Source organism: Burkholderia cepacia (assembly GCF_001718835.1).
Lineage (GTDB): Bacteria > Pseudomonadota > Gammaproteobacteria > Burkholderiales > Burkholderiaceae > Burkholderia > Burkholderia cepacia_F.
The window spans coordinates 882,583-902,458 of record NZ_CP013443.1 but is presented as its reverse complement, the minus strand read 5'-3'; the positions used below and the strand labels follow the sequence as shown (position 1 = coordinate 902,458).

The window sequence follows — 19,876 nt, the reverse complement described above, 5'->3', positions numbered from 1 at the left end:
GTAGAGTTCTCTGTTCTACCAAACCGCCCAGCTTTGCAACCACCCACCTCCATGCCCCCTACCCCCATCGCCATCGGCGACATCCAAGGCTGTCATTCCGCTTTCCTCTCGCTGACGGAAAAGCTCGCCGCCCCACCCGACACCCCGTTCTGGATCGCCGGCGACGTCGTCAACCGCGGGCCCGGCTCCCTCGCCGCCCTGCGGGCCGTTGTCAACCTCGGCCCGCGCGCGACCGTCGTGCTCGGCAATCACGACCTCCACCTGCTTGCGGTCTCCGCCGGCCTGCGCACCGAACGCCCGGGCGACACGATCGGCGAAATCCTCGACGACCCCGACGCCGAGGCCTTGCTGGAATGGGTCCGCCATCTCCCGTTCGCGCATTTCGAGCATGGGATGCTGCTCGTGCACGCGGGCGTGCTACCGCAATGGGACACGACGCTCGTGCTCGAACTCGCCGACGAACTCCAGCGCGCGCTGCGCGCGCCCGACTGGCGCGACACGCTGCAGCAGCTGTACGGCAACGAGCCGAATCAATGGAGTCCCAACCTGAAGAAACGCGACCGGATGCGCGTCGCGTTCAACGCATTCACGCGCGTGCGCTTCTGCACGCCCGACGGCGCGATGGAATTCAAGGCGAACGGCGGCCCCGACAGCGCGCCGCCAGGCTACCTGCCGTGGTTCGACGTACCGGGGCGCCGCACGGAGGACGTGACGGTCGTGTTCGGGCACTGGGCCGCGCTCGGCCTGATGCTGCGCGAGAACGTCGTCGCGCTCGATTCGGGATGTGTGTGGGGTAACCAGCTGTCGGCCGTCCGGCTGACGGCCGATCCGGCACAGCGCTCGGTCACGCAGGTGCAGTGCGAAGCGTGCCGCACGCCGGGAGAGTAAGCGCACGGGCGCAACGGCGCCCGTGCAAGCGGACAGCGAGCCCGCGCCGCCCCTAGCCTTCGCGCCCCGGCACCGGCTCGTCGGCCGCACCATCAGCGGCCGCACCGGCGCCGACTTCGGTCGCCGGATAGGCATCCCGGGCAAGCTGCTCGAGCGCACCGGCCGTGGGCCGACCGACGCCGGCCTGCATCGTTTCGAGCGCGGCCGCGATCGCATCGCGCGCCGCGGCCGACGTCGCCCGCCGGTCGCCGCCCGGCGCGATCGGCTCGCACACGTACAGATGCGCGACGAGCGGGCCGCCGCGCAGCACCATGTCGAGCGACTTGCCGAGCGCCAGCTCACCCGTGTAGGCCGGCGCGACCGACTGCCGCCGCTGCGCGTCCTCGTACATCAGGCAGATCGGCTGCACCGCGCAGCCGGCCGATACCGCGGCCTGGAACAGGTTCGCATGGAACGGCAGCAGTTCCTGCCCGTCGGTCGTCGTGCCTTCCGGAAACACGCACATCAGCCCGCCGTTGCGCAGGCGCTCGGCCATTTCGTGCATGACCCGCATCGCCTCGGTGCGCTTCTCGCGCTGCAGGAACACGGTGTCGAGCTTCTCGGCGAGCCAGCCGACGACCGGCCATTGCCGCACCTCGGCCTTCGACACGAACGGCGTCGGCCGCCACGCGTTGATCGTGTAGATGTCGAGCCAGGACACGTGGTTGCCGACCACGAGCGCGCTCGCGTCGAGCCGCGCGCCGTCGTTGTGGACGACGAGGCGCATCCCGCAGATCCGCAGCAGCTTGAGCGACCAGCGGCGCGTCATCTCGGCACGTCGCGCGGGCGCGACGTGCGAAAAACGCAGCGCGACGATCGCCATGCCGCGCAACAGGTGAAAGACGAGACGCAGCTTGCGAAGGGCAATCATGGCGAAGGTCCGGCGTGGTTCAGGGGCGCTCGAACGCGATCTGTCCGGCGACGAGCGTCGTGCGCACGCAGGCGGGCAGTTCGTAGCCGAGGAACGGCGAGTTGTGGCCCTGGCTCTTCAGCGTACGCGGCTCGACGCGCCAGTGCGCGCGCGGGTCGAACACGCACAGGTCGGCCGCGCCGCCTTCGGCGAGGCGGCCGGCCGGCAGCTGCAGCACGTCGGCCGGCGCGGACGTGATGCGGCGCAGCGCGTGCGCCAGCGGCGTACGCGTCTCGTCCGCCCACTTCAGCGTCAGCGACAGCAGCAGCTCGAGCCCCGTCGCGCCCGGCGTCGCTTCGCCGAACGGCAGCAGCTTCTCGTCGTCGTCGACCGGCGTGTGGTCGGAGCAGATCGCGTCGATCGTCCCGTCGGCGAGCGCCACGCGAATCGCTTCGCGATCGCGCTCGCTGCGCAGCGGCGGATCGAGCCGGAACTGCGAATCGAAGTAGCCGATGTCGACATCGATCAGGTGCACGTGATTCACGCCGACGTCGCACGTCACGGGCAGCCCCTCGGCCTTCGCCGCGCGCACGAGCGCGAGGCCGGCCGCCGACGACAGCCGCGCGAGGTGCACGCGTGCGCCCGTCACGCGCATCAATTCGAAGATCGTGTGCAGCGCGATCGTCTCGGCCGCGACCGGCACGCCGGACAGCCCGAGCCGCGACGCAAGCGCGCCGCTCGCGGCGACGCCGCCACGGCCGATGAATGCGTCCTGCGGGCGCAGCCACGTGGTGTAGCCGTAGGTGCTCGCGTACTGCAGCGCACGCAGCAGCACCTGCGTGTCGCGAACCGGCACGTTGGCATGCGTGAAGCCGACGCAGCCGGACTCGGTCAGCGCGACCATCTCGGTGATCACTTCACCCTTGAGGCCGACCGTCAGCGCGCCGAGCGGATGCACGTTCGCCTGGCGGAGGTTGCGTGCGCGGAACTTGAGCATCTCGACGAGGCCCGGCTCGTCGAGCACGGGGTCGGTATCCGGCGGGCACACGAGGGTCGTGACGCCGCCCGCGACGGCCGCGGCCATCTCGGACGCAAGCGTCGCCTTGTGCTCGTAGCCGGGCTCGCGCAGCCGCGCGCACAGGTCGACGAGGCCGGGTGCGACGATCAGGCCCGATGCGTCGATGGTCTTCCCGGCGTTGAACCCGGCCGGCGCGGCGGTGCCGGTGTCGGCAATCGCGGCGACCTTGCCGTCCGCGACGAAAACGTCGGCCTGCCGTTCGGTGCCGGCGACCGGATCGATCAGCGTGCCGCCTTTGATATGAATCTTCATGCGCTGTCTGTGAATGCGTTGATTGCGTTGAGTGCCTGGATCAGGATGCGCGAAAGCGGGCTCAGTCGCTGTTGCCGGCGACGATGCCCATCACCGCCATCCGCACGGCGATGCCGAACGTGACCTGGTTGAGGATCACCGACTGCGGGCCGTCGGCGACCTGCGAGTCGATCTCGACGCCGCGGTTCATCGGGCCGGGGTGCATCACGATCGCGTCGGGCGCGGCGAGCGCGAGGCGCTCGGGCGTCAGGCCCCAGGTCTTGAAGTACTCCTGCGCCGACGGCAGCAGCGCGCCGCTCATCCGTTCGTTCTGCAGGCGCAGCATGATGATCACGTCGACGCCCTTCAGCCCTTCGTCGAGGTTGTGGAACACCTTCACGCCCATCTGCTCGAGGCCGCCCGGCAGCAGCGTGCGCGGGCCGATCGCGCGCACTTCCGGCACGCCGAGCGTGGTGAGCGCGTGGATGTCCGAGCGCGCGACGCGCGAATGCAGGATGTCGCCGACGATCGCCACGCGCAGCTTCGTGAAGTCGCGCTTGTAGTGACGAATCGTGTACATGTCGAGCAGGCCCTGCGTCGGGTGCGCATGACGGCCGTCGCCTGCGTTGATCACGTGCACGTGCGGTGCGCAGTGCTCGGCGATCAGGTACGGCGCGCCGCTCGACGCGTGGCGCACGACGAACAGGTCGGCATGCATCGCCGACAGGTTGTTGATCGTGTCGAGCAGCGATTCGCCCTTGCTCGTCGACGACGCGTTGATGTTCAGGTTCAGCACGTCGGCCGACAGGCGCGTCGCGGCGATCTCGAAGGTCGTGCGGGTACGCGTCGAGTTCTCGAAGAACAGGTTGAACACGGACTTGCCGCGCAGCAGCGGCACCTTCTTCACTTCACGGTCCGTCACGCTGACGAACTGTTCGGCCGTATCGAGGATGTGATTGACGATCGAGCGCGGCAGGCCCTCGATCGACAGCAGGTGCTTCAGCTCGCCGTTTTTCGTGAGCTGCGGATTGCCCTTCAGGAAGCCGTAGCGGAACCGGTCGGGGCTCGCGGCCGCAGCGGGATTGCCGGTGCGGCCAGTGGTGTCGGTGGTCATGGTGTGCGTGATTCCAACTATGCAAACGGGCCGCGGTGCAAACCAGCGGCCCGGGATACGGTTCGCGTGCCGCTCAGGCGCCGTGCGCCTCGACGCGCAGCGTGAACTGGTCGTCGCGCGCGAGCACGAGCGTCGCGCCGGCCGGCACGTCGAGCGCGCCGCCCGCGAAACGCGCGGCGACCGGCAGTTCGCGGCCGCCGCGATCGGCGAGCACCGCGAGCTCGACCGCGGCCGGACGGCCGTAGTCGAACAGCTCGTTGAGCGCCGCGCGCACGGTGCGCCCGGTATACAACACGTCGTCGACGAGCACGATGCGCGCGCCGTCGACCTCGAACGGCAGCGACGTCGGGCTGGCCTGGCTGTGCAACCCCTTTTTCGCGTAATCGTCGCGGTGCAGCGCGACGTTCACGACGCCGAATGCCGGCGCGCCGAGATCGCGCGCGAGGCGCTCGGCGAGCCATGCGCCGCCGCTGTGAATGCCGGCGAGCCGCGGGCCGCCCGGTTCGGCGAACGCCGTGCCGTACGCGGCGCGGATCTGGTCGAGCAGGACGCGGTAAAGCGCCTCGGCGTCAATGGTGCTCATGGTCGGACAATTGATCGAGATACTGTTGAAGGATGACGCGCGCGGCCTCGGCATCGAGCATCTCGGCCCGGGCACGGCCGCGCACGTTGCGCTCGCGCAGCCCGGCCTCGGCCTCGACCGACGAATAGCGCTCGTCGACCCACGTGACGGGCAGCCCGAAGCGGCCGTTCAGCTGGTTGCCGAAGCGCTTCGCCTGCTGCGTCATGTCGTGCGGCGTGCCGTCCGGATGCATCGGCAGGCCGACGACGAGCGCGTCCGGCCGCCATTCGGCCAGCAGGTCGCCGACCGCCTTGAAGCGGTGTTCGCGGTTCAGGTTCTGGATCACGACGAGCGCACGGGCCGAGCGTGTCAGCGCATTGCCGATCGCGACGCCGATACGTTTTTCGCCGTAGTCGAACGCGAGCAGCGTCGCATCGCGCGCGCTCGCGCCACTCATGCGTGCCCTGCTTCGCCGGAGAGCATCGACGAGCTGACGCCGAGCAGGCCGAGTGCGGCCTCGAAGCGCTCTTCGGCCGGCGTATCGAACACGATGCGCGGATCGGCGGCCACGGTCAGCCAGCCGTTGCGGGAAATTTCTTCCTCGAGCTGCCCGGCCCCCCAGCCCGCATGGCCGAGCGTCAGCAGGAAGCGTTTCGGGCCGGTGCCCGTCGCGACCGCCTCGAGCACGTCCTTCGACGTGGTCATCTCCAGCCCGCCCTCGACGGACATCGACGAGTTGTAGCTCGCGCCCTCCACCGGCTCGTGCAGCACGAAACCGCGCTCAGTCTGCACCGGGCCGCCGAAATACACCGGGATGTGCAGCAGCGGCTCGATGTCGAGCTTCAGGTCGATGCGGTTGAACAGCGATTCGAGATCGATGTCGGTCGGACGATTGATGACGAGGCCGAGCGCCCCGCGCTCGCTGTGATCGCAAAGATAGACCACCGTTCCTGAAAACGTCGGATCCGCCATGTTCGGCATGGCGATCAGGAACTGGTTGGTGAGATTGATGCGATCGGAAGGCTTTGACATGGTTTGAATTTTAGCAAAGACGCCGCGGCCTGACCGGGCCGCGATCAACAAGCAACGCCGCGCTGCGCTGGCAACGGCGCGCGCGGATCACACGGCACTCTAACATGCACACGGGAGCCGGCGGCAGCGCGTTGCCGGGCGCACGGCACGGGCGCCCGCGTCACGCATCATCCGTGCCCGATCCCGCCGAGCGCGGCGCCGAGGGCTTCACCGGCCGCGCTCAGGTCCGGCGGCGCCATGCCGGCCGCGATCTTCAGCAGCGCCGCGCGCAGCATGTCGGACGCGTGGCCGTGCGCATCGAGGCCGCCGTCGGCCGCCGGCACGCCATGCGCGGCGCGGCGCCACGCGAGGCCGAGCGCGTCGGCCAGCAGCGCCGCGTGACCAAGGCCGAGCGCACAGGCCGCCGCGCCCACGCGGTACGCGGCTTCGGCCGCGCGCCATGCAACGCTCGCGTCGGCCGCGGCCGGATCGGCAGCGAGGTCGGCCATCGACGCATCGGCCGTCTGCAGGAAATCCTCATAGGCATGCGCATTGACCGTCACGACGCCGAGCGCGCGGGTCGGCGCCGCCGCGATCGCGTCCTGCTCGGCCCGGGCGGCATCGGCCTCCCACAGCGCCTCCGATGCGGGCGTGCCGGCGACGTGCCAGTCGACCGTCAGCCCGTAGTCGTGCAGCACGTCGACGAGCGCGACATCCTCGGCCGCGGCGCCGAACAGCGCGAAATCGCGCCACAGCAGCGCCACCGTTTCGCGCACGCGTTCCGGCGGCGCACTGCGCCGGCCCTGCGCATGCTCGCCGAGCAGCAGGTTCGTCCGCGCGAGAAAGCGCTTCAGCTCCGGCGCGCCGCTGGCGCGCAGCGCGCGCGCGCACGCGGCCGCGAGCCGCCAGAAGTCATAGGGCGCGTCGGCGGCGAGTTCGGTCATGCAGGCGTCGAGCGCATCGAGCGCCGCGTCGGGCGGCACCTGGGGCGCCCGCAGCGCGGCGAGCAGCGCCTGCTCGTAGCGTGCGCGCGTGCGCACGACGGCTGCGGCGGGCAGCACGCGCAGCGACGCGGGCGGCACCGCGCGGCCGACGAGCGCGAGCGTGTCGTACGGCACCTGCACGCGCAGGTCCGCCGCGCTCTGCGCGCGCAGCGTGCGGAAGTGGTCGAACAGGATCGGCGAGCAGGCGAGCTCGCGCAGGTTGTGGCGGCCGACGGCCGCGCGGAAATCGCGCAGCGCGGCCCGCCAGCCGGCCGAAGTCGGCTCGACGGCGACGAGCGCAGCGGCCTGCGCCAGCTGGCCCGCGAATCGCGCGGCCGGCAGCCAGCCGGCTTCCGCCAGCACGGCCGCCGCCGCGGACAGCGGCGCGGCCGCATCGTCGCGGCGCTCGAACGCGTCGGCGGCCGCCGCAAGCCACGCGTCGGCCGCGAGCACGGCCCCGCCGCGCGGGTTGGGCAGTGCATCAATAACGGGGATTACCGCCGGATCGGACATCGAGGGCACTCGCGCTGGTCATGGGCAAGCTGCTCGCGTTGCCGCGGCACCAAAGCGCCGGCGGCACCGAGGCCGGAGCGGAATGTCCTGAGGGCGACGGTCCGGTCAGATCTGGACCATCTCGAAGTCTTCCTTGCGGGCGCCGCATTCAGGACACGTCCAGTTGATCGGGACGTCTTCCCAGCGCGTGCCCGGGGCAATGCCCTCTTCGGGCAGCCCGGCTTCTTCGTCGTAAATCCAGCCACAAATCAGGCACATCCAGCTCTTGTATTCCATCTTAAGCCGCGTCGGGAAAGTCGGTAATTTCGGGAGCCATGATGGTACCGTGTCGGGGCCGGACTGCCTAGCAATCGCGCTCCAGGCGCACGCCTTCGTTGCGTCGCGCTAAAAAATCCGTCGTGCGGGCCGGATTCCGCCGCATAATGGCTGCGAAGGGCTCACCACGCTGGTGCAGCCCGCCCCGCTTGACCGTTTCTTCTTGCCCCATTTTTACATGTCCAGCAACGCCCCTCCGATCGTCCTCACCTTCGGCCTGTCCGATCCCACCGGCGGCTCCGGCCTCCAAGCCGATCTGATGACCCTGGCGAGCATGGGCTGTCACGGCGTGTCCGTCCTGACGGGCTACACGGTGCGCGACTCGGCCGCCTGCGACGAAGTCACCGGCCTCGATCCCGACGTGGTCGCCGCCCAGGCGCGCATGCTGCTCGAAGACATGCCGGTTGCGGCATTCAAGATCGGCGCGGCGACGCGTGCGGAAGTCGTGAGCGCGATCGCCGAGGTCGTCGCCGACTACGACGGCGTGCCGCTCGTGCTCGCGCCGGACTTCACGCTCGACGACGAACACGTGCTGGCCGCCGACGACCTGCGCGAATCGATCGCCGACCTGCTGGCGCCGCAAACCACGCTGCTGGTCGCCGACCACGCGACGCTGATCGCGCTCGCGCAGCCGGACGGCGACGCCGAGGCACCGAATCTCGACGCGGCCGTGTCGCACCTGCTGTCGCAGGGCTGCGAGTACATCCTGTCGTCCGAGACGGGCTCGCACCGGCTCGTCAACACGCTGTACGGCGAAGAAGGCCAGCTGCGCGAGGACATGTGGGATCGTTCGCCGCATCGGCTGATGGGCATCACCGATACGCTGGGCGCGGCCATCGCGGCACTGCTCGCGAACGGCCAGGAGCCGCCCGAAGCGGTTCGCGAGGCGCAGGAATACCTGTATCAGGCCGTGCGTGACGCGTTCCGGCCCGGCATGGGCGCGTATTTGCCCGACCGGTTCTTCTGGGCGCGCAGCAACGACGAGGATGCGTCGCCGCCCGCGATGACGCCGGACTCGCTGCCGAGGACGTCGCACCGGCATTGAGTCGTTGGGGCACGCCCATGTGAACAAGCGACGTCGCCCCCTCCTCCTCAGGCCATTTGCCTTCATTCGGTAATCAGCATCTGGATATCGACACGGAATCGAGAGTGCGAAATCTCTCGCTCCGTGCGATGCCCGTCACGTTTGCAGTCCATCCCTAAGTGGCACCACGGATACTCGACTCATCGGGCGAAGCCACGCCAATCCCTGCATCCGGCGAACGTCTAATGATTGCCGTCAATTCACTGCTCGTCGATTTCTGGCTCGCATCGTATCGGCCGTCGGCAAGCTGACAATCGTCAAATAGTACTTTTCATCTGCGCAACGAACCGGAAATCGAAGCAGTCCGATAGATCAGGACTATCCGGCATGTTAGGTTCATTTCACCGAAGACTCATATTGCTTTTCGGCTCGTCAAACATGACCAACATGAAGGAGCATGCGATGGCGCAAGATATTTTTTGAAATTGACCGGTATCGATGGCGAATCCCAGGACGCTCGTCACCCGAACGAAATCGGCGTATTGACATGGGATTGGTCTGTAAGCCAGCAATCGACCAGGCATTCAGGAGCGGGCGGCGGAGCGGGTAAATTCCAGAACCCCCAGGGCGGAAGCGGCGGAACAGTAAGCATGGGATACGACATCCAGGCCAACAAAGCGATCTGAAAATCGGAGAAATCATGCTGTTTATTTCGAAGCAAGGCCACGTGGATGCCGAGCGCGTCATCGTAAAGATCTTCCCGTCCATTGAGCGAGGACCAATGGAGAAAATCAATGGAATTGTTGTTCATCAGACGGGAGGAACGACAACTTCGAGTACCTTCAATAGCTACAGCAATAACACGCACATACCCAATGGCGCACACTTCCTGATCGACAAAGATGGGACCATTTATCAAACTGCATCCTTGAGCAGAATTACCAATCATGTTGGCAAATTGCAGTCCCGCTGCATCAGGACCCTGAAGTGCTCTCCAACCGACCTCCAGGCAGCAAGACGAGCATACAAAGCAGGTCCCACGGCATTTCATCGTCATGAGTCCCGAAAAACATTTCCGGACCGCTACCCGTCGAATTCGGACTCGATCGGAATCGAGCTGGTCGGTATGTACTACATGGACGAGAAGACCGGCGAACCTGTTTACGAGAGCGCAACCGACGAACAAAATGCATCTCTCAGATGGTTGATACGGGAATTGTCCGAAACGCTGGACGTCCAGATGAGCGAGGTATATCGGCATCCGGAAGTCGGTCGCAAAAACGCGACCGAGGCAAGCACGGCAAGATGGGAGTGACGAAATGATTTTGCATGGATATGTCGCCGTCGTCGCCTTGTGCGTCCCCCTGTCCATTTGCCACGCTCGAGAAGTCAGCGCCGTGACGATTACTGAATCCGGCGAGTCCTCTGACAGGCATGACCTGCTGACCAGGGAAGCATGCAAGAAATTCACACCGACCGTTCCACAGCTGAAGCGGTTCTTTTCCAGAGCCGCGCCGATTGACGGCAAGTTTGTCGCACACGATTACTATTCGCCCTGCCGTGCGAGCGGCACCGTGTCCTTTCCGGACGGCAGCTCAGGCAAATGGCACATCTACTCCAGCGGCACGGCGTCACTGACCTGGGCATCGAGCGAAAACACGGTCTATCTCTATAACGGTCGTCACAACGGCTGGCACGATCCGTTTGCGTGCAGCTATGGGCTTCATGACGCAGATGACGAAGCGTCGTGCTATCTGCCGGGTTTCTGAAGATGGGCTACGCGCTGAAGAAGCTCAACCCGACGACTGCCGTTCTGCGACCGGGGCAAGTATTGAAGTGCCAGAAAGCATCGGTTCAACGTGTCATCACAAGCTGGAGATCCATATCCACGACATCGATCGCACAGCGCTATAACGGGGGCGGCGATCCCAATTACGCTACGAAACTCGACTATGTATTGCTCGCGCTTCGTCAAGGAAAGGCTGCAACATGCGAACAATAGTGCTCATAGCCTTTGCAACAGCAGCGTCCTTACCGCCGGATTCCTTCGCCGCACCAAATAGCGTCATTCCGAGTGAGCGAGAGCTTCGCGCCGAATGCTCATACGAAATAACCGGTGTAAAGGAATGTTTGCAGAAGAAACGGCAAGACAGTGAAGCCAATTTGAAGCATGCCGAAGACAAGGCAGAGAATTTGTTCGACAGATGGGATGAAGACTCCAAGTACATCCGAATTACGAAGGCAAGGTTTGTCGCTTCAAAAAAGGCATTTGCCAAATATCGCGAAGCACAATGCGCATTTGCTTCGTCTTTGGGTGGTGGTGCAATCGGCAACGCTCTCGAAATGCAGCGTTTGGCCTGCGTCGCGGAACTCAACAATAGACGAGCCGATCAACTACGCGACGCGGTATCTGGCTTGCCGTTGAAGTAGACGGGGAAGCCTCGTCTTGGCCGTCGGGCTTCCGATTCCGCCCGCCATGGCGCAATCGGGATAGGGGCGGTCAGGTAATCTGACCGGTCCCCTCCCACATACATGGACGCCTCCGTTTTGCAAGGCAGCCGTACACGATCGGCAGATAGATTGAGATTGCGGCCATACATCCGGACTGTTCAGGAGGCTAGCGAGACGCCTCTGTCCCTGATGGAATCAGCTGATCGGACTCTAATCACCACCTCGCGCTCGAAGCGCCTGTGGGAGGGCAGAGTATTCCGATCCCGGTCCAACCTGTCTTGCCATCACGTCACGATTGCCCAAGCAACCTCCTGGGAGAGCCTTAACCGAACCCGATCGGATTACGCAGCGGCCACGGACGGCGCGTAATCCGATCGGAACGCAGTGCCTTGCGTGAGCAGCGCCCAGGCAATCCGGGCGTTCCTATTCGCCACTGCCACCACGGCGACGTTCTTGTGCCGGCGCGTGAGCAAGCGATGAAGCCAGCCCGAGAACGCATCGTCCTTGTTGGCGCAATAGCGAACGACAGCCCGCGCGCCGTGCACCATCAGTGTCCGCAGGTAGGTATCGCCGTGCTTGCTGATACCCAGCAGCGTCGGCCTGCCTCCGCTCGAATGCTGTCTGGGTACCAGACCTAACCACGCCGCCAGTTGCCGGGCATTGCTGAAGCACTTGCCGTCGCCGATCGAGGCAACCAGAGCGCTGGCCGTAATCGGGCCGATGCCGGGAATCTCTGCCAGTCGGCGACTGGCGTCGCTCGCGTGATGCCACGCCTTGATCTGCGTCTCGATCTCTGCGACCTGCCGGTCAAGCTCCTTCAAGTGGTCCGTCAAGCGCTGTATCAACAGACGGAATGACCCCGGCAGTTCATTGCTGGCGTCTTCGATGAGCTGAGGTACGTGCTGGGCAATGCTGGTGATCCCCCGCGGCATCACCAAACCGAATTCCCCCAGCAGCCCGCGGATCTGATTGGCCTGCGCGGTACGCGCCCGAACGAACCCTTGGCGGGCTCGGTGCAATGCAAGAACCGCCTGTTGATCGACGTTCTTGATGGGCACAAACCGCATGTTGGGTCGCGCCACCGCTTCGCAGATCGCTTCGGCATCGGCAACGTCGTTCTTGTTCGTCTTCACATAGGGTTTAACGAACTGGGGAGCCATGAGCCTCACCGTATGGCCGAGCGTCTGCAGCTTGCGTGCCCAGAAGTGGGCGCTGGCGCAGGCTTCCATGCCGATGAGGCACCCTGGAAGGTTCGCAAAGAACGCGACTATCTGGTGCCGTTTCAGTTGCTTCCTCAATATCGGCTTGCCGTGCTCGTTCACACCGTGGACCTGGAAGATGTCCTTGGCGAGGTCAATGCCGATCGTAGTAACGTTCATGGTGACGCCCTCCTCCGGTGAAGGTGGTGTTTCGACAGCCTCACCACTTTGACACGGCAATGCCGCTTCGGACGGGGGCGTCCATTCCATTACCACCTGGCATGCGGGTCCGCACCAGGCGGTTGGAATGGTTGAGGTCGTCAGGCTTGTGTTGCTCCCGACCCGACGCCCAGGCTTGCCGTGGTCCGGTTCGGCGGAACTGATTCCTCGCTGCCGGGGCCTGTCGGGCTTCACCCTATCCACCTGACCGGCGAGCTTCGCTCTCGCGAACATCTGAGGCGCTTCACTTCCGATAACCAGAGGGCTCCCCCTCCCATCCCTTCGGCCCTTCGCCGGCAGCTTTAGCTTTCCCAGCCACACCGCCCAACTACTATGGCCTCTGCTGACTCCTCGCTCCGACTCGACGTCGTTGCCCTTTCAGGCATGAGGCGAGGCCTCCCCAGGTAAGAACGCACTCCTTCATCGCACAACCGCTGCATTTACGCCGCCGCGCCTTGGTCACAAGAGCTTCGCGGTTTGTTGCCCGCTCGCCCTGCTCGGCAGCGCCTTCTATGCAGTTCTTGTCCATCGGCTCGCGATTTACGCTCCACGCTTCCTCCCCACATTCGGTCGCCCTCGTGCAGTTGCGCTTCACTTCATTCGCCGTGACCAGCTCATGGCGGGACTTACACCCGCAGGAGTGCGCCCATGCTGGGCGCACAACAAAAAAGACCCGCATCGCTGCGGGTCTTTTCTTTTGGCTGGAACGCGCATCGCTGCGCGCTCCGGACACCATCGACCGAAGTCGATTACATGTCCATGCCCATGCCGCCCATGCCGCCCGGCATGCCGCCCGGCATCGGTGCGTCTTCCTTCGGCAGTTCGGCAACCGCTGCGTCCGTCGTCAGCAGCAGGCCTGCAACCGAAGCTGCGTTCTGAAGTGCGGTACGCGTGACCTTGGTCGGGTCGACGACGCCGGCTTCGACCATGTCGACGTACTCGCCCGTCGCCGCGTTGTAGCCGTAGTTGCCCGTACCTGCAGCAACTGCCGCCACCACGACGCTGGCTTCTTCACCGCCGTTCGTGACGATCTGGCGCAGCGGCTCTTCCATTGCGCGCAGCACGATCTTGATGCCGGCGTTCTGGTCGGCGTTCGCGCCGGTCAGGCCTGCGATCGCGGTGCGAGCGCGGATCAGCGCAACGCCGCCGCCTGCCACGATGCCTTCTTCCACAGCTGCGCGCGTGGCGTGCAGTGCGTCTTCGACACGTGCCTTCTTTTCCTTCATTTCGACTTCGGTCGCAGCACCGACCTTGATCACTGCAACACCGCCGGCCAGCTTGGCCACGCGCTCTTGCAGCTTTTCACGGTCGTAGTCCGACGTCGCTTCTTCGATTTGCGCGCGCACTTGCTTCACGCGTGCTTCGATGTTCACGGCTTCGCCTGCGCCGTCGATGATCGTCGTGTTTTCCTTGCCCACTTCGATGCGCTTCGCCTGGCCCAGTTCTGCCAGCGTTGCCTTCTCGAGCGTCAGGCCGGTTTCTTCGGCGATCACCTGGCCGCCCGTCAGGATCGCGATGTCTTCCAGCATCGCCTTGCGACGATCGCCGAAGCCAGGCGCCTTGACCGCAACGGTCTTCAGGATGCCGCGGATGTTGTTCACGACCAGCGTTGCGAGCGCTTCGCCTTCGATGTCCTCAGCGATGATCAGCAGCGGACGGCCAGCCTTCGCGACTTGCTCGAGCACCGGCAGCAGATCACGGATGTTCGACACCTTCTTGTCGTGCAGCAGCACGAACGGGTTGTCGAGGACGGCGACTTGCTTTTCCGGGTTGTTGATGAAGTACGGCGACAGGTAGCCGCGGTCGAACTGCATGCCTTCGACGACGTCGAGTTCGTCGGCCAGCGACTTGCCGTCTTCGACGGTGATGACGCCTTCCTTGCCGACCTTGTCCATCGCTTCAGCGATGCGATCGCCGATCGACGTGTCGCTGTTCGCCGAGATCGAGCCGACCTGTGCGATTTCCTTGTTCGTCGTGCACGGCTTGCTGATCTTCTTCAGCTCCTCGACAGCCGCTGCGACTGCCTTGTCGATGCCGCGCTTCAGGTCCATCGGGTTCATGCCCGATGCGACGTACTTCATGCCTTCGCGGACGATCGATTGCGCGAGGACGGTTGCCGTCGTCGTGCCGTCGCCTGCGTTGTCGCTGGTCTTGGAAGCAACTTCCTTGACCATTTGCGCGCCCATGTTCTGGAGCTTGTCCTTCAGCTCGATTTCCTTCGCGACCGACACACCGTCCTTGGTGACCGTCGGGCCGCCGAAGCTGCGCTCGAGCACCACGTTGCGGCCCTTCGGACCCAGCGTGACCTTGACTGCGTTGGCGAGAATGTTCACGCCTTCGACCATCTTCGAACGGGCGGAATCGCCGAATACGACGTCTTTAGCTGCCATCTTCTAACTCCTTGAATTCTTGGGAATATGTACCGTCGGTGGACGCTTACTTGGCGTTGACCACGGCCATGATGTCTTCTTCGCGCATGACCAGCAGTTCGTTGCCGTCGACCTTCACGGTCTGGCCTGCGTACTTGCCGAACAGGACGCGATCGCCGACCTTCACGTCGAGCGCGATCGGCGCGCCCTTGTCGTCACGCTTGCCCGGGCCGACGGCCAGGACTTCGCCCTGGTCCGGCTTTTCAGCAGCGGCGTCGGGGATCACGATGCCCGAGGCGGTCTTGGTTTCCTGATCCAGGCGCTTGACGATCACGCGATCGTGCAAAGGACGAAGGTTCATATTCACTCCTCTCTTGACTGAGATTGAAGAACGCTTAGGGAATCTGCCCGGCTTGTCACCCGGCAGAGAATTGTTAGCACTCTCGTGCAGCGAGTGCTAATTATATGGACGGGTTTTGACAAATTCAAGAAGGGGGGAAGCACGATTTTTACGTGCTTCCGAACGGCCCGAAGCGCACCGCAAAACCCAAAAAATATGATTTAAAAACATATACTTGCAAAAAATCTCCAGACTCGTCGCGGCGCCTTCACGCCAACTTGCCGGCGATCCGCCCCTGTTGGATACCGGGTAAGCACGGGGTATCCGAACACGCTGCCCACCCACCTTGCCGGCCGCGCGATGATGCGAATTTCATCGGTCGAACGTCGCCCCTGCCTGGATCGCGTCGCGAATCGTCCGGCTCCTGGCGCCGCCCCCTCCCCGAACACATCGACACCGATCCATCCATTCAGTTTCATTACGCCGATATTTACATTTCCGATGCTTTGAAAACACGCGTCAGGCCCTATCCGTAAGACCGGCAATTACATTTAGTAATTTAATGCGAATCATTCTCGTTTACATTGACTTTCCCATTTGAGGCTCCTACGATGCGCCGCGTTGCGTTCATCTTCATGCCCTGGCCACCCGTCGCCGAGCGTTCGGAGAGCGCCAGAAAAGCAGGACTCCAGATCAAATGGAACCAGGGGGTTAGACATGAAATTTGCATCGTCCAATGGAGACGGCATCCGCGCGCGGATGCGCCCGGCCGCGCGCGCGGCCCTCGTCGTCTGCGGCTCGCTCGTCAGCGCCGCCGCGTTCGCCGCCGCGTCCGTCGACGCGCAGCCGGAGGCCCCCGAGGCCGACCTGGCGATCCAGGCGAAGCCGACCAGCATGTGGACCGGCATCTGGACGCGCCAGAGCCTGCTCGGCGACATGGGCGGCATCCGCCCGTGGCTCGGCAAGTACGGCGCGACGCTGCAGATCACCGAAACCAGCGAATACCTCGCGAACCTGCGCGGCGGCCTGAACCGCGGCGGCGCCTACGACGGACTGACGACGGCCACGTTGACGGTCGACACGCAGAAGGCGATCGGCCTGGCCGGCGGCACGTTCAACGTCAGTGCGCTGCAGATCCACGGCACCAACCTGAGCCAATACAACCTCGGCACGCTCAACACCGCAAGCGGCATCGAGGCGCAGGGCACGACGCGCCTGTGGGAGCTGTGGTACCAGCAGTCGTTCCTCGACAAGCGCGTCGACGTGAAGATCGGCCAGCAGAGCCTGGACCAGGAATTCATGGTCAGCACGTATGCGAACACGTTCGTCAACACGATGTTCGGCTGGCCCGCGCTGCCGTCGTACGACCTGCCCAACGGCGGCCCCGCGTATCCGCTCGCGGGCCTCGGCGTGCGCGTGCGCGCGCAGATCACGCCGAAGCTCACCGCGCTCGCGGGCGTGTTCGACGGCGACCCGCTCGGCAACAACCCGAACAACCTCAGCGGCACCAACTTCAACCTGCACAACGGCACGCTCTATATCGGCGAGCTGCAGTACGCGCTGAACCAGCCGTCCGACGGCGAAATGGACACCGGCCGCTCGAACGGGCTGCCGGGCACCTACAAGATCGGCGTCTGGTATCACAACGGCCGCTTCGCGGACCAGAACGTGGGCACCGACGGGCTGTCGCTCGCCGATCCCGCGTCGAACGACAACGCGCAGCTGCGCCACGGCGACTACAGCTTCTACGCGGTGGCCGACCAGATGATCTGGCGCCCCGATCCGAGCGGCCCGCGCAGCCTCGGCGTGTTCGCGCGCGTGATGGGCGCGCCGGGCGACCGCAACCTGGTGAGCTTCTCGGCCAACGCGGGGATCGTGCTGAAGGCGCCGTTCGAAGGCCGCGACAACGACAGCGTCGGCCTCGCGGTTACCTACATCAAGATCGGCAATCACGTGACGTCGCTCGACCGCGACCAGATAGCATTCTCGAACGGCCCGTACGGCGTGCGCACACGCGAGACGACGCTCGAGGCGACCTACCAGTACCAGGTGAACCCGTGGTGGATCGTCCAGGCCGACGCGCAGTACACGTTCAACGCCGGCGCGGGCCAGAACCCGGGCGACGCGACCCAGCCGCTGCGCAACACGTTCGTGCTCGGCGCGCGTACGACGATCACGTTCTGAGCGCCCGCCCCTGCATCCCGCTTTCGCGCGCCGGCCGCCGGCGCGCCTCCCAGGAGACTCCGCATGATCGAATCCGCCCCGCTTCGCCGCCTCGCGACGGGCGCACTGGCCGCCGCCGCACTGACGGCCGCCGCCGGCGCACTCGCCGAGCCGCAAGGTTTCCTCGAGACGCTGCATCGTCACACCACGCTCGTCAACACGGTGCCCGACAACGGCGACCAGAACCCGTACGCGATCGCGGTCGCGCCGGTGTCGGCCGGCACGATCCAGGCGGGCGACGTGCTCGTCGACAACTTCAACAACGCGGCGAACCTGCAAGGTACCGGCAGCACGATCGTCGACTACCGCCCGTCGACGAAGCAACTGAGCCTGTTCGCATCGATCCCGCGCGACCTGAAGGCGTGCCCGGGCGGCATCGGCCTGTCGACGGCGATGACGATGCTGAAATCCGGCTGGGTGATCGTCGGCAGCACGCCGAGCAACGACGGCACGACGAACACCAAGGGTGCCGGCTGCCTGATCGTGCTCGATCCGCAGGGCAGGATCGCCTCGACGTGGTCGACCCCGAACATCAACGACCCGTGGGGCAACATGGCGGTGGTCGACCGCGGCGACAGCGCGACGCTGTTCGTCAGCATGGCCGGCTTCGGCGTCGGCGGCGCGGACGGCAATCCGCCCGTCTACAAGCAGGCGACCGTGCTGCGCCTCGATCTCGACGTGCCGGCGGGCAAGCCGCCCGCGATCAGGCAGGAAACGGTCGTCGCGAGCGGCCTCGGCGCGCAGGCCGACAAGGGCGTGTTCCTGGTCGGCCCGACCGGCCTCGCGTTGTCCGGCGACCAGAAGAAGCTGTACGTATCGGACGCGATCGGCAACCGGATCGTCGAGATCGACGACCCGCTCACGCGCGACACCAGCGCGGGCGTCGGCCGCCAGGTCACCGCCGACGGTTTCCTGCGCCGCCCGCTCGCGCTCGCGGCCGCACCGAACGGGCACCTGCTCGCGACCAACGCGCAGAACGGCCAGGTCGTCGAGATCGATCCGGTCGCCGGCAAGCAGCTCTACGCGCGCTGGATCAACACCGACAAGGCACAGTCGCCCCCCGGCAACGGCAACCTGTTCGGCATCGCGATGACGCCCGAAGGCGACGGCTTCTACTACGTCGCGGACGACGTCAACACGCTGTTGCTCGCGAAGTAACGGAGCGAACCATGGCAAACGATCGCAACCGGCCGCCCCGCCCCGCACGGCGCGGCTTCCTGAAGGCGGGCGGCGCCGCGGTGGCCGCCGGCCTCGCCGCCGCGTCGATGCCCGCCGCGCATGCGGCCGGCGCGCCGCCTCCGGAAGCGCCCGCGCACGACGGCGTCGAGCCGTTCTACGGCCGGCACCAGGGCGGCATCGTGACGCCGCAGCAGCGCCACGCGTATTTCGCGGCGCTCGACCTGACGACGGCGCAGCGCGCGGACGTCATCGCGCTGCTGAAGACCTGGACCGACGCCGCCGCGCGGATGACACGCGGCGACACCGCGCAACCGCTCGTCACGTCGGGCGGGGACGACACGGCCCCCGTCGATGGCGGCGACGCGCTCGGCCTCGGCCCCGCCCGCCTGACCCTCACGTTCGGCTTCGGGCCCGGCCTGTTCGCGCTCGCGGGCAAGGACCGCTACGGCCTCGCGAAGCATCGCCCCGCCGCGCTCGTCGACCTGCCGCGTTTCAACGGCGACCAGTTGCTGCCCGAGAAAACCGGCGGCGACCTGTTCATCCAGGCCTGCGCGGACGACGCGCAGGTCGCGTTCCACGCGGTGCGCCAGCTCGTGCGCCTCGGCGCGAAGGCAACGCAGATGCGCTGGGGCCAGGCCGGCTTCACGTCGGGCAAGCCCGGCGAGACGCCGCGCAACCTGATGGGTTTCAAGGACGGCACGATGAATCCGTCGATGTCCGATCCGGCCGCGATGAACGCATTCGTGTGGGCCGGCAGCGAAGGCCCGGCATGGATGAACGGCGGCACCTACACGGTCGTGCGCCGGATCCGCATCACGCTCGAGCACTGGGACAACACGGAGCTCGGCTTCCAGGAACAGGTGGTCGGCCGCCACAAATACAGCGGCGCGCCGCTCGGCCGGAAGGACGAGTTCGAGGCGCTCGACCTCGACGCGGCCGACAAGGACGGCAACCCGGTGATCCCCGACAACGCGCATGCGCGCCTCGCGTCGCCGCAGCTCAACAACGGCGCGCAGATCCTGCGCCGCGCGTACTCGTACAACGACAGCACGAACTTCTACATCGAGCGCTGGCCGCCGTGGCGCCAGCAGACCGAGTACGACGCGGGGCTGATGTTCGTCGCGCACCAGCGCGACCCGCGCCGTGGCTTCATTCCGATCAACGAGAAGCTCTCGAAGCTGGACATCATGAACCAGTTCACCACGCACGTCGGCAGCGCGATCTTCGCGTGCCCGCCGGGCGCGCAACCTGGTTCGTATATCGGCGCCGCGCTGTTCGGCGCGTAGTT

At 65.7% G+C, this 19,876-nt stretch carries 19 protein-coding genes and 1 pseudogene; 9 read left to right on the top strand and 11 right to left on the bottom strand.

Going from position 1 to position 19,876, the window contains the following annotated elements; genetic code table 11:
* Positions 1–51 precede the first annotated feature (51 nt).
* The gene (locus tag WT26_RS07545; RefSeq protein ID WP_069272516.1) at positions 52–888 is read left to right on the top strand and encodes a symmetrical bis(5'-nucleosyl)-tetraphosphatase; all 837 of its coding nucleotides are present in this window, start codon (positions 52–54) and stop codon (positions 886–888) included.
* Positions 889–940: 52 nt separating this feature from the next.
* On the opposite strand, the gene WT26_RS07540 is transcribed toward WT26_RS07545, so the two are convergent.
* The 8 genes from WT26_RS07540 to WT26_RS07505 all read right to left on the bottom strand — a co-directional run bounded on the left by WT26_RS07540 (position 941) and on the right by WT26_RS07505 (position 7,545).
* Complete coding sequence (locus WT26_RS07540; RefSeq protein ID WP_069272515.1) at positions 941–1,798, bottom strand: lysophospholipid acyltransferase family protein; 858 nt, start codon at positions 1,796–1,798, stop codon at positions 941–943.
* Between the two features lie 19 nt (positions 1,799–1,817).
* Positions 1,818–3,107, bottom strand: a complete 1,290-nt coding sequence (locus WT26_RS07535; protein ID WP_059731293.1) for a dihydroorotase — start codon at positions 3,105–3,107, stop codon at positions 1,818–1,820.
* A gap of 61 nt (positions 3,108–3,168) precedes the next feature.
* A complete protein-coding gene (locus WT26_RS07530; protein ID WP_006476735.1) occupies positions 3,169–4,200 on the bottom strand; it encodes an aspartate carbamoyltransferase catalytic subunit in 1,032 nt (343 codons plus the stop codon).
* A 73-nt stretch (positions 4,201–4,273) separates the two neighbouring features.
* Positions 4,274–4,783 (bottom strand): bifunctional pyr operon transcriptional regulator/uracil phosphoribosyltransferase PyrR, encoded by a 510-nt coding sequence (pyrR, locus tag WT26_RS07525; RefSeq protein ID WP_069272514.1) that lies wholly within the window; start codon positions 4,781–4,783, stop codon positions 4,274–4,276.
* Positions 4,770–5,219, bottom strand: coding sequence for a Holliday junction resolvase RuvX (gene ruvX / locus WT26_RS07520; RefSeq protein ID WP_027788201.1), 450 nt, complete (start codon positions 5,217–5,219; stop codon positions 4,770–4,772). Before ruvX ends, pyrR begins: the two co-directional genes overlap by 14 nt.
* Positions 5,216–5,794 (bottom strand): YqgE/AlgH family protein, encoded by a 579-nt coding sequence (locus WT26_RS07515; protein WP_011351143.1) that lies wholly within the window; start codon positions 5,792–5,794, stop codon positions 5,216–5,218. Before WT26_RS07515 ends, ruvX begins: the two co-directional genes overlap by 4 nt.
* A gap of 167 nt (positions 5,795–5,961) precedes the next feature.
* Positions 5,962–7,269 carry a hypothetical protein gene (locus WT26_RS07510; RefSeq protein WP_069272513.1) on the bottom strand — a complete coding sequence of 436 codons (1,308 nt, stop codon included), beginning with the start codon at positions 7,267–7,269 and terminating at the stop codon, positions 5,962–5,964.
* A 105-nt stretch (positions 7,270–7,374) separates the two neighbouring features.
* Positions 7,375–7,545: a rubredoxin gene (locus WT26_RS07505; RefSeq protein ID WP_004186709.1), complete on the bottom strand. Its 171-nt coding sequence runs from the start codon at positions 7,543–7,545 to the stop codon at positions 7,375–7,377.
* A gap of 217 nt (positions 7,546–7,762) precedes the next feature.
* On the opposite strand from WT26_RS07505, the gene WT26_RS07500 reads away from it, so the two are divergent.
* The 5 genes and pseudogenes from WT26_RS07500 (at position 7,763) to WT26_RS35400 (ending at position 11,038) form a co-directional block, all read left to right on the top strand.
* The gene (locus tag WT26_RS07500; RefSeq protein WP_069272512.1) at positions 7,763–8,629 is read left to right on the top strand and encodes a hydroxymethylpyrimidine/phosphomethylpyrimidine kinase; all 867 of its coding nucleotides are present in this window, start codon (positions 7,763–7,765) and stop codon (positions 8,627–8,629) included.
* 395 nt (positions 8,630–9,024) lie between these two features.
* A pseudogene (locus tag WT26_RS35405) lies at positions 9,025–9,219 on the top strand (type VI secretion system tube protein Hcp); the annotation flags it as partial.
* Positions 9,220–9,308: 89 nt separating this feature from the next.
* Positions 9,309–9,923 (top strand): N-acetylmuramoyl-L-alanine amidase, encoded by a 615-nt coding sequence (locus WT26_RS07495; protein ID WP_059855481.1) that lies wholly within the window; start codon positions 9,309–9,311, stop codon positions 9,921–9,923.
* An 82-nt stretch (positions 9,924–10,005) separates the two neighbouring features.
* Positions 10,006–10,377, top strand: coding sequence for a hypothetical protein (locus tag WT26_RS37175; RefSeq protein ID WP_155123076.1), 372 nt, complete (start codon positions 10,006–10,008; stop codon positions 10,375–10,377).
* A gap of 220 nt (positions 10,378–10,597) precedes the next feature.
* Positions 10,598–11,038, top strand: coding sequence for a lysozyme inhibitor LprI family protein (locus WT26_RS35400; RefSeq protein WP_080420497.1), 441 nt, complete (start codon positions 10,598–10,600; stop codon positions 11,036–11,038).
* Between the two features lie 362 nt (positions 11,039–11,400).
* Here WT26_RS35400 and WT26_RS07490 read toward each other — a convergent pair whose 3' ends face one another.
* From WT26_RS07490 to groES, 3 genes are all read right to left on the bottom strand, one after another.
* On the bottom strand, positions 11,401–12,438 hold the full coding sequence (locus WT26_RS07490; protein ID WP_060093842.1) for an IS110 family transposase: 1,038 nt from the start codon (positions 12,436–12,438) through the stop codon (positions 11,401–11,403).
* Positions 12,439–13,226: 788 nt separating this feature from the next.
* Positions 13,227–14,867 carry a chaperonin GroEL gene (gene groL / locus WT26_RS07485; RefSeq protein ID WP_043181578.1) on the bottom strand — a complete coding sequence of 547 codons (1,641 nt, stop codon included), beginning with the start codon at positions 14,865–14,867 and terminating at the stop codon, positions 13,227–13,229.
* Positions 14,868–14,913: 46 nt separating this feature from the next.
* On the bottom strand, positions 14,914–15,207 hold the full coding sequence (gene groES, locus WT26_RS07480) for a co-chaperone GroES (RefSeq protein WP_011351136.1): 294 nt from the start codon (positions 15,205–15,207) through the stop codon (positions 14,914–14,916).
* 696 nt (positions 15,208–15,903) lie between these two features.
* On the opposite strand from groES, the gene WT26_RS07475 reads away from it, so the two are divergent.
* The 3 genes from WT26_RS07475 (at position 15,904) to efeB (ending at position 19,874) form a co-directional block, all read left to right on the top strand.
* Positions 15,904–17,370, top strand: a complete 1,467-nt coding sequence (locus WT26_RS07475; RefSeq protein WP_069272511.1) for a carbohydrate porin — start codon at positions 15,904–15,906, stop codon at positions 17,368–17,370.
* A 63-nt stretch (positions 17,371–17,433) separates the two neighbouring features.
* Positions 17,434–18,567 (top strand): hypothetical protein, encoded by a 1,134-nt coding sequence (locus tag WT26_RS07470; RefSeq protein ID WP_069272510.1) that lies wholly within the window; start codon positions 17,434–17,436, stop codon positions 18,565–18,567.
* An 11-nt stretch (positions 18,568–18,578) separates the two neighbouring features.
* The gene (gene efeB / locus WT26_RS07465) at positions 18,579–19,874 is read left to right on the top strand and encodes an iron uptake transporter deferrochelatase/peroxidase subunit (RefSeq protein ID WP_069272509.1); all 1,296 of its coding nucleotides are present in this window, start codon (positions 18,579–18,581) and stop codon (positions 19,872–19,874) included.
* The last annotated feature ends 2 nt before the right edge of the window (positions 19,875–19,876 follow it).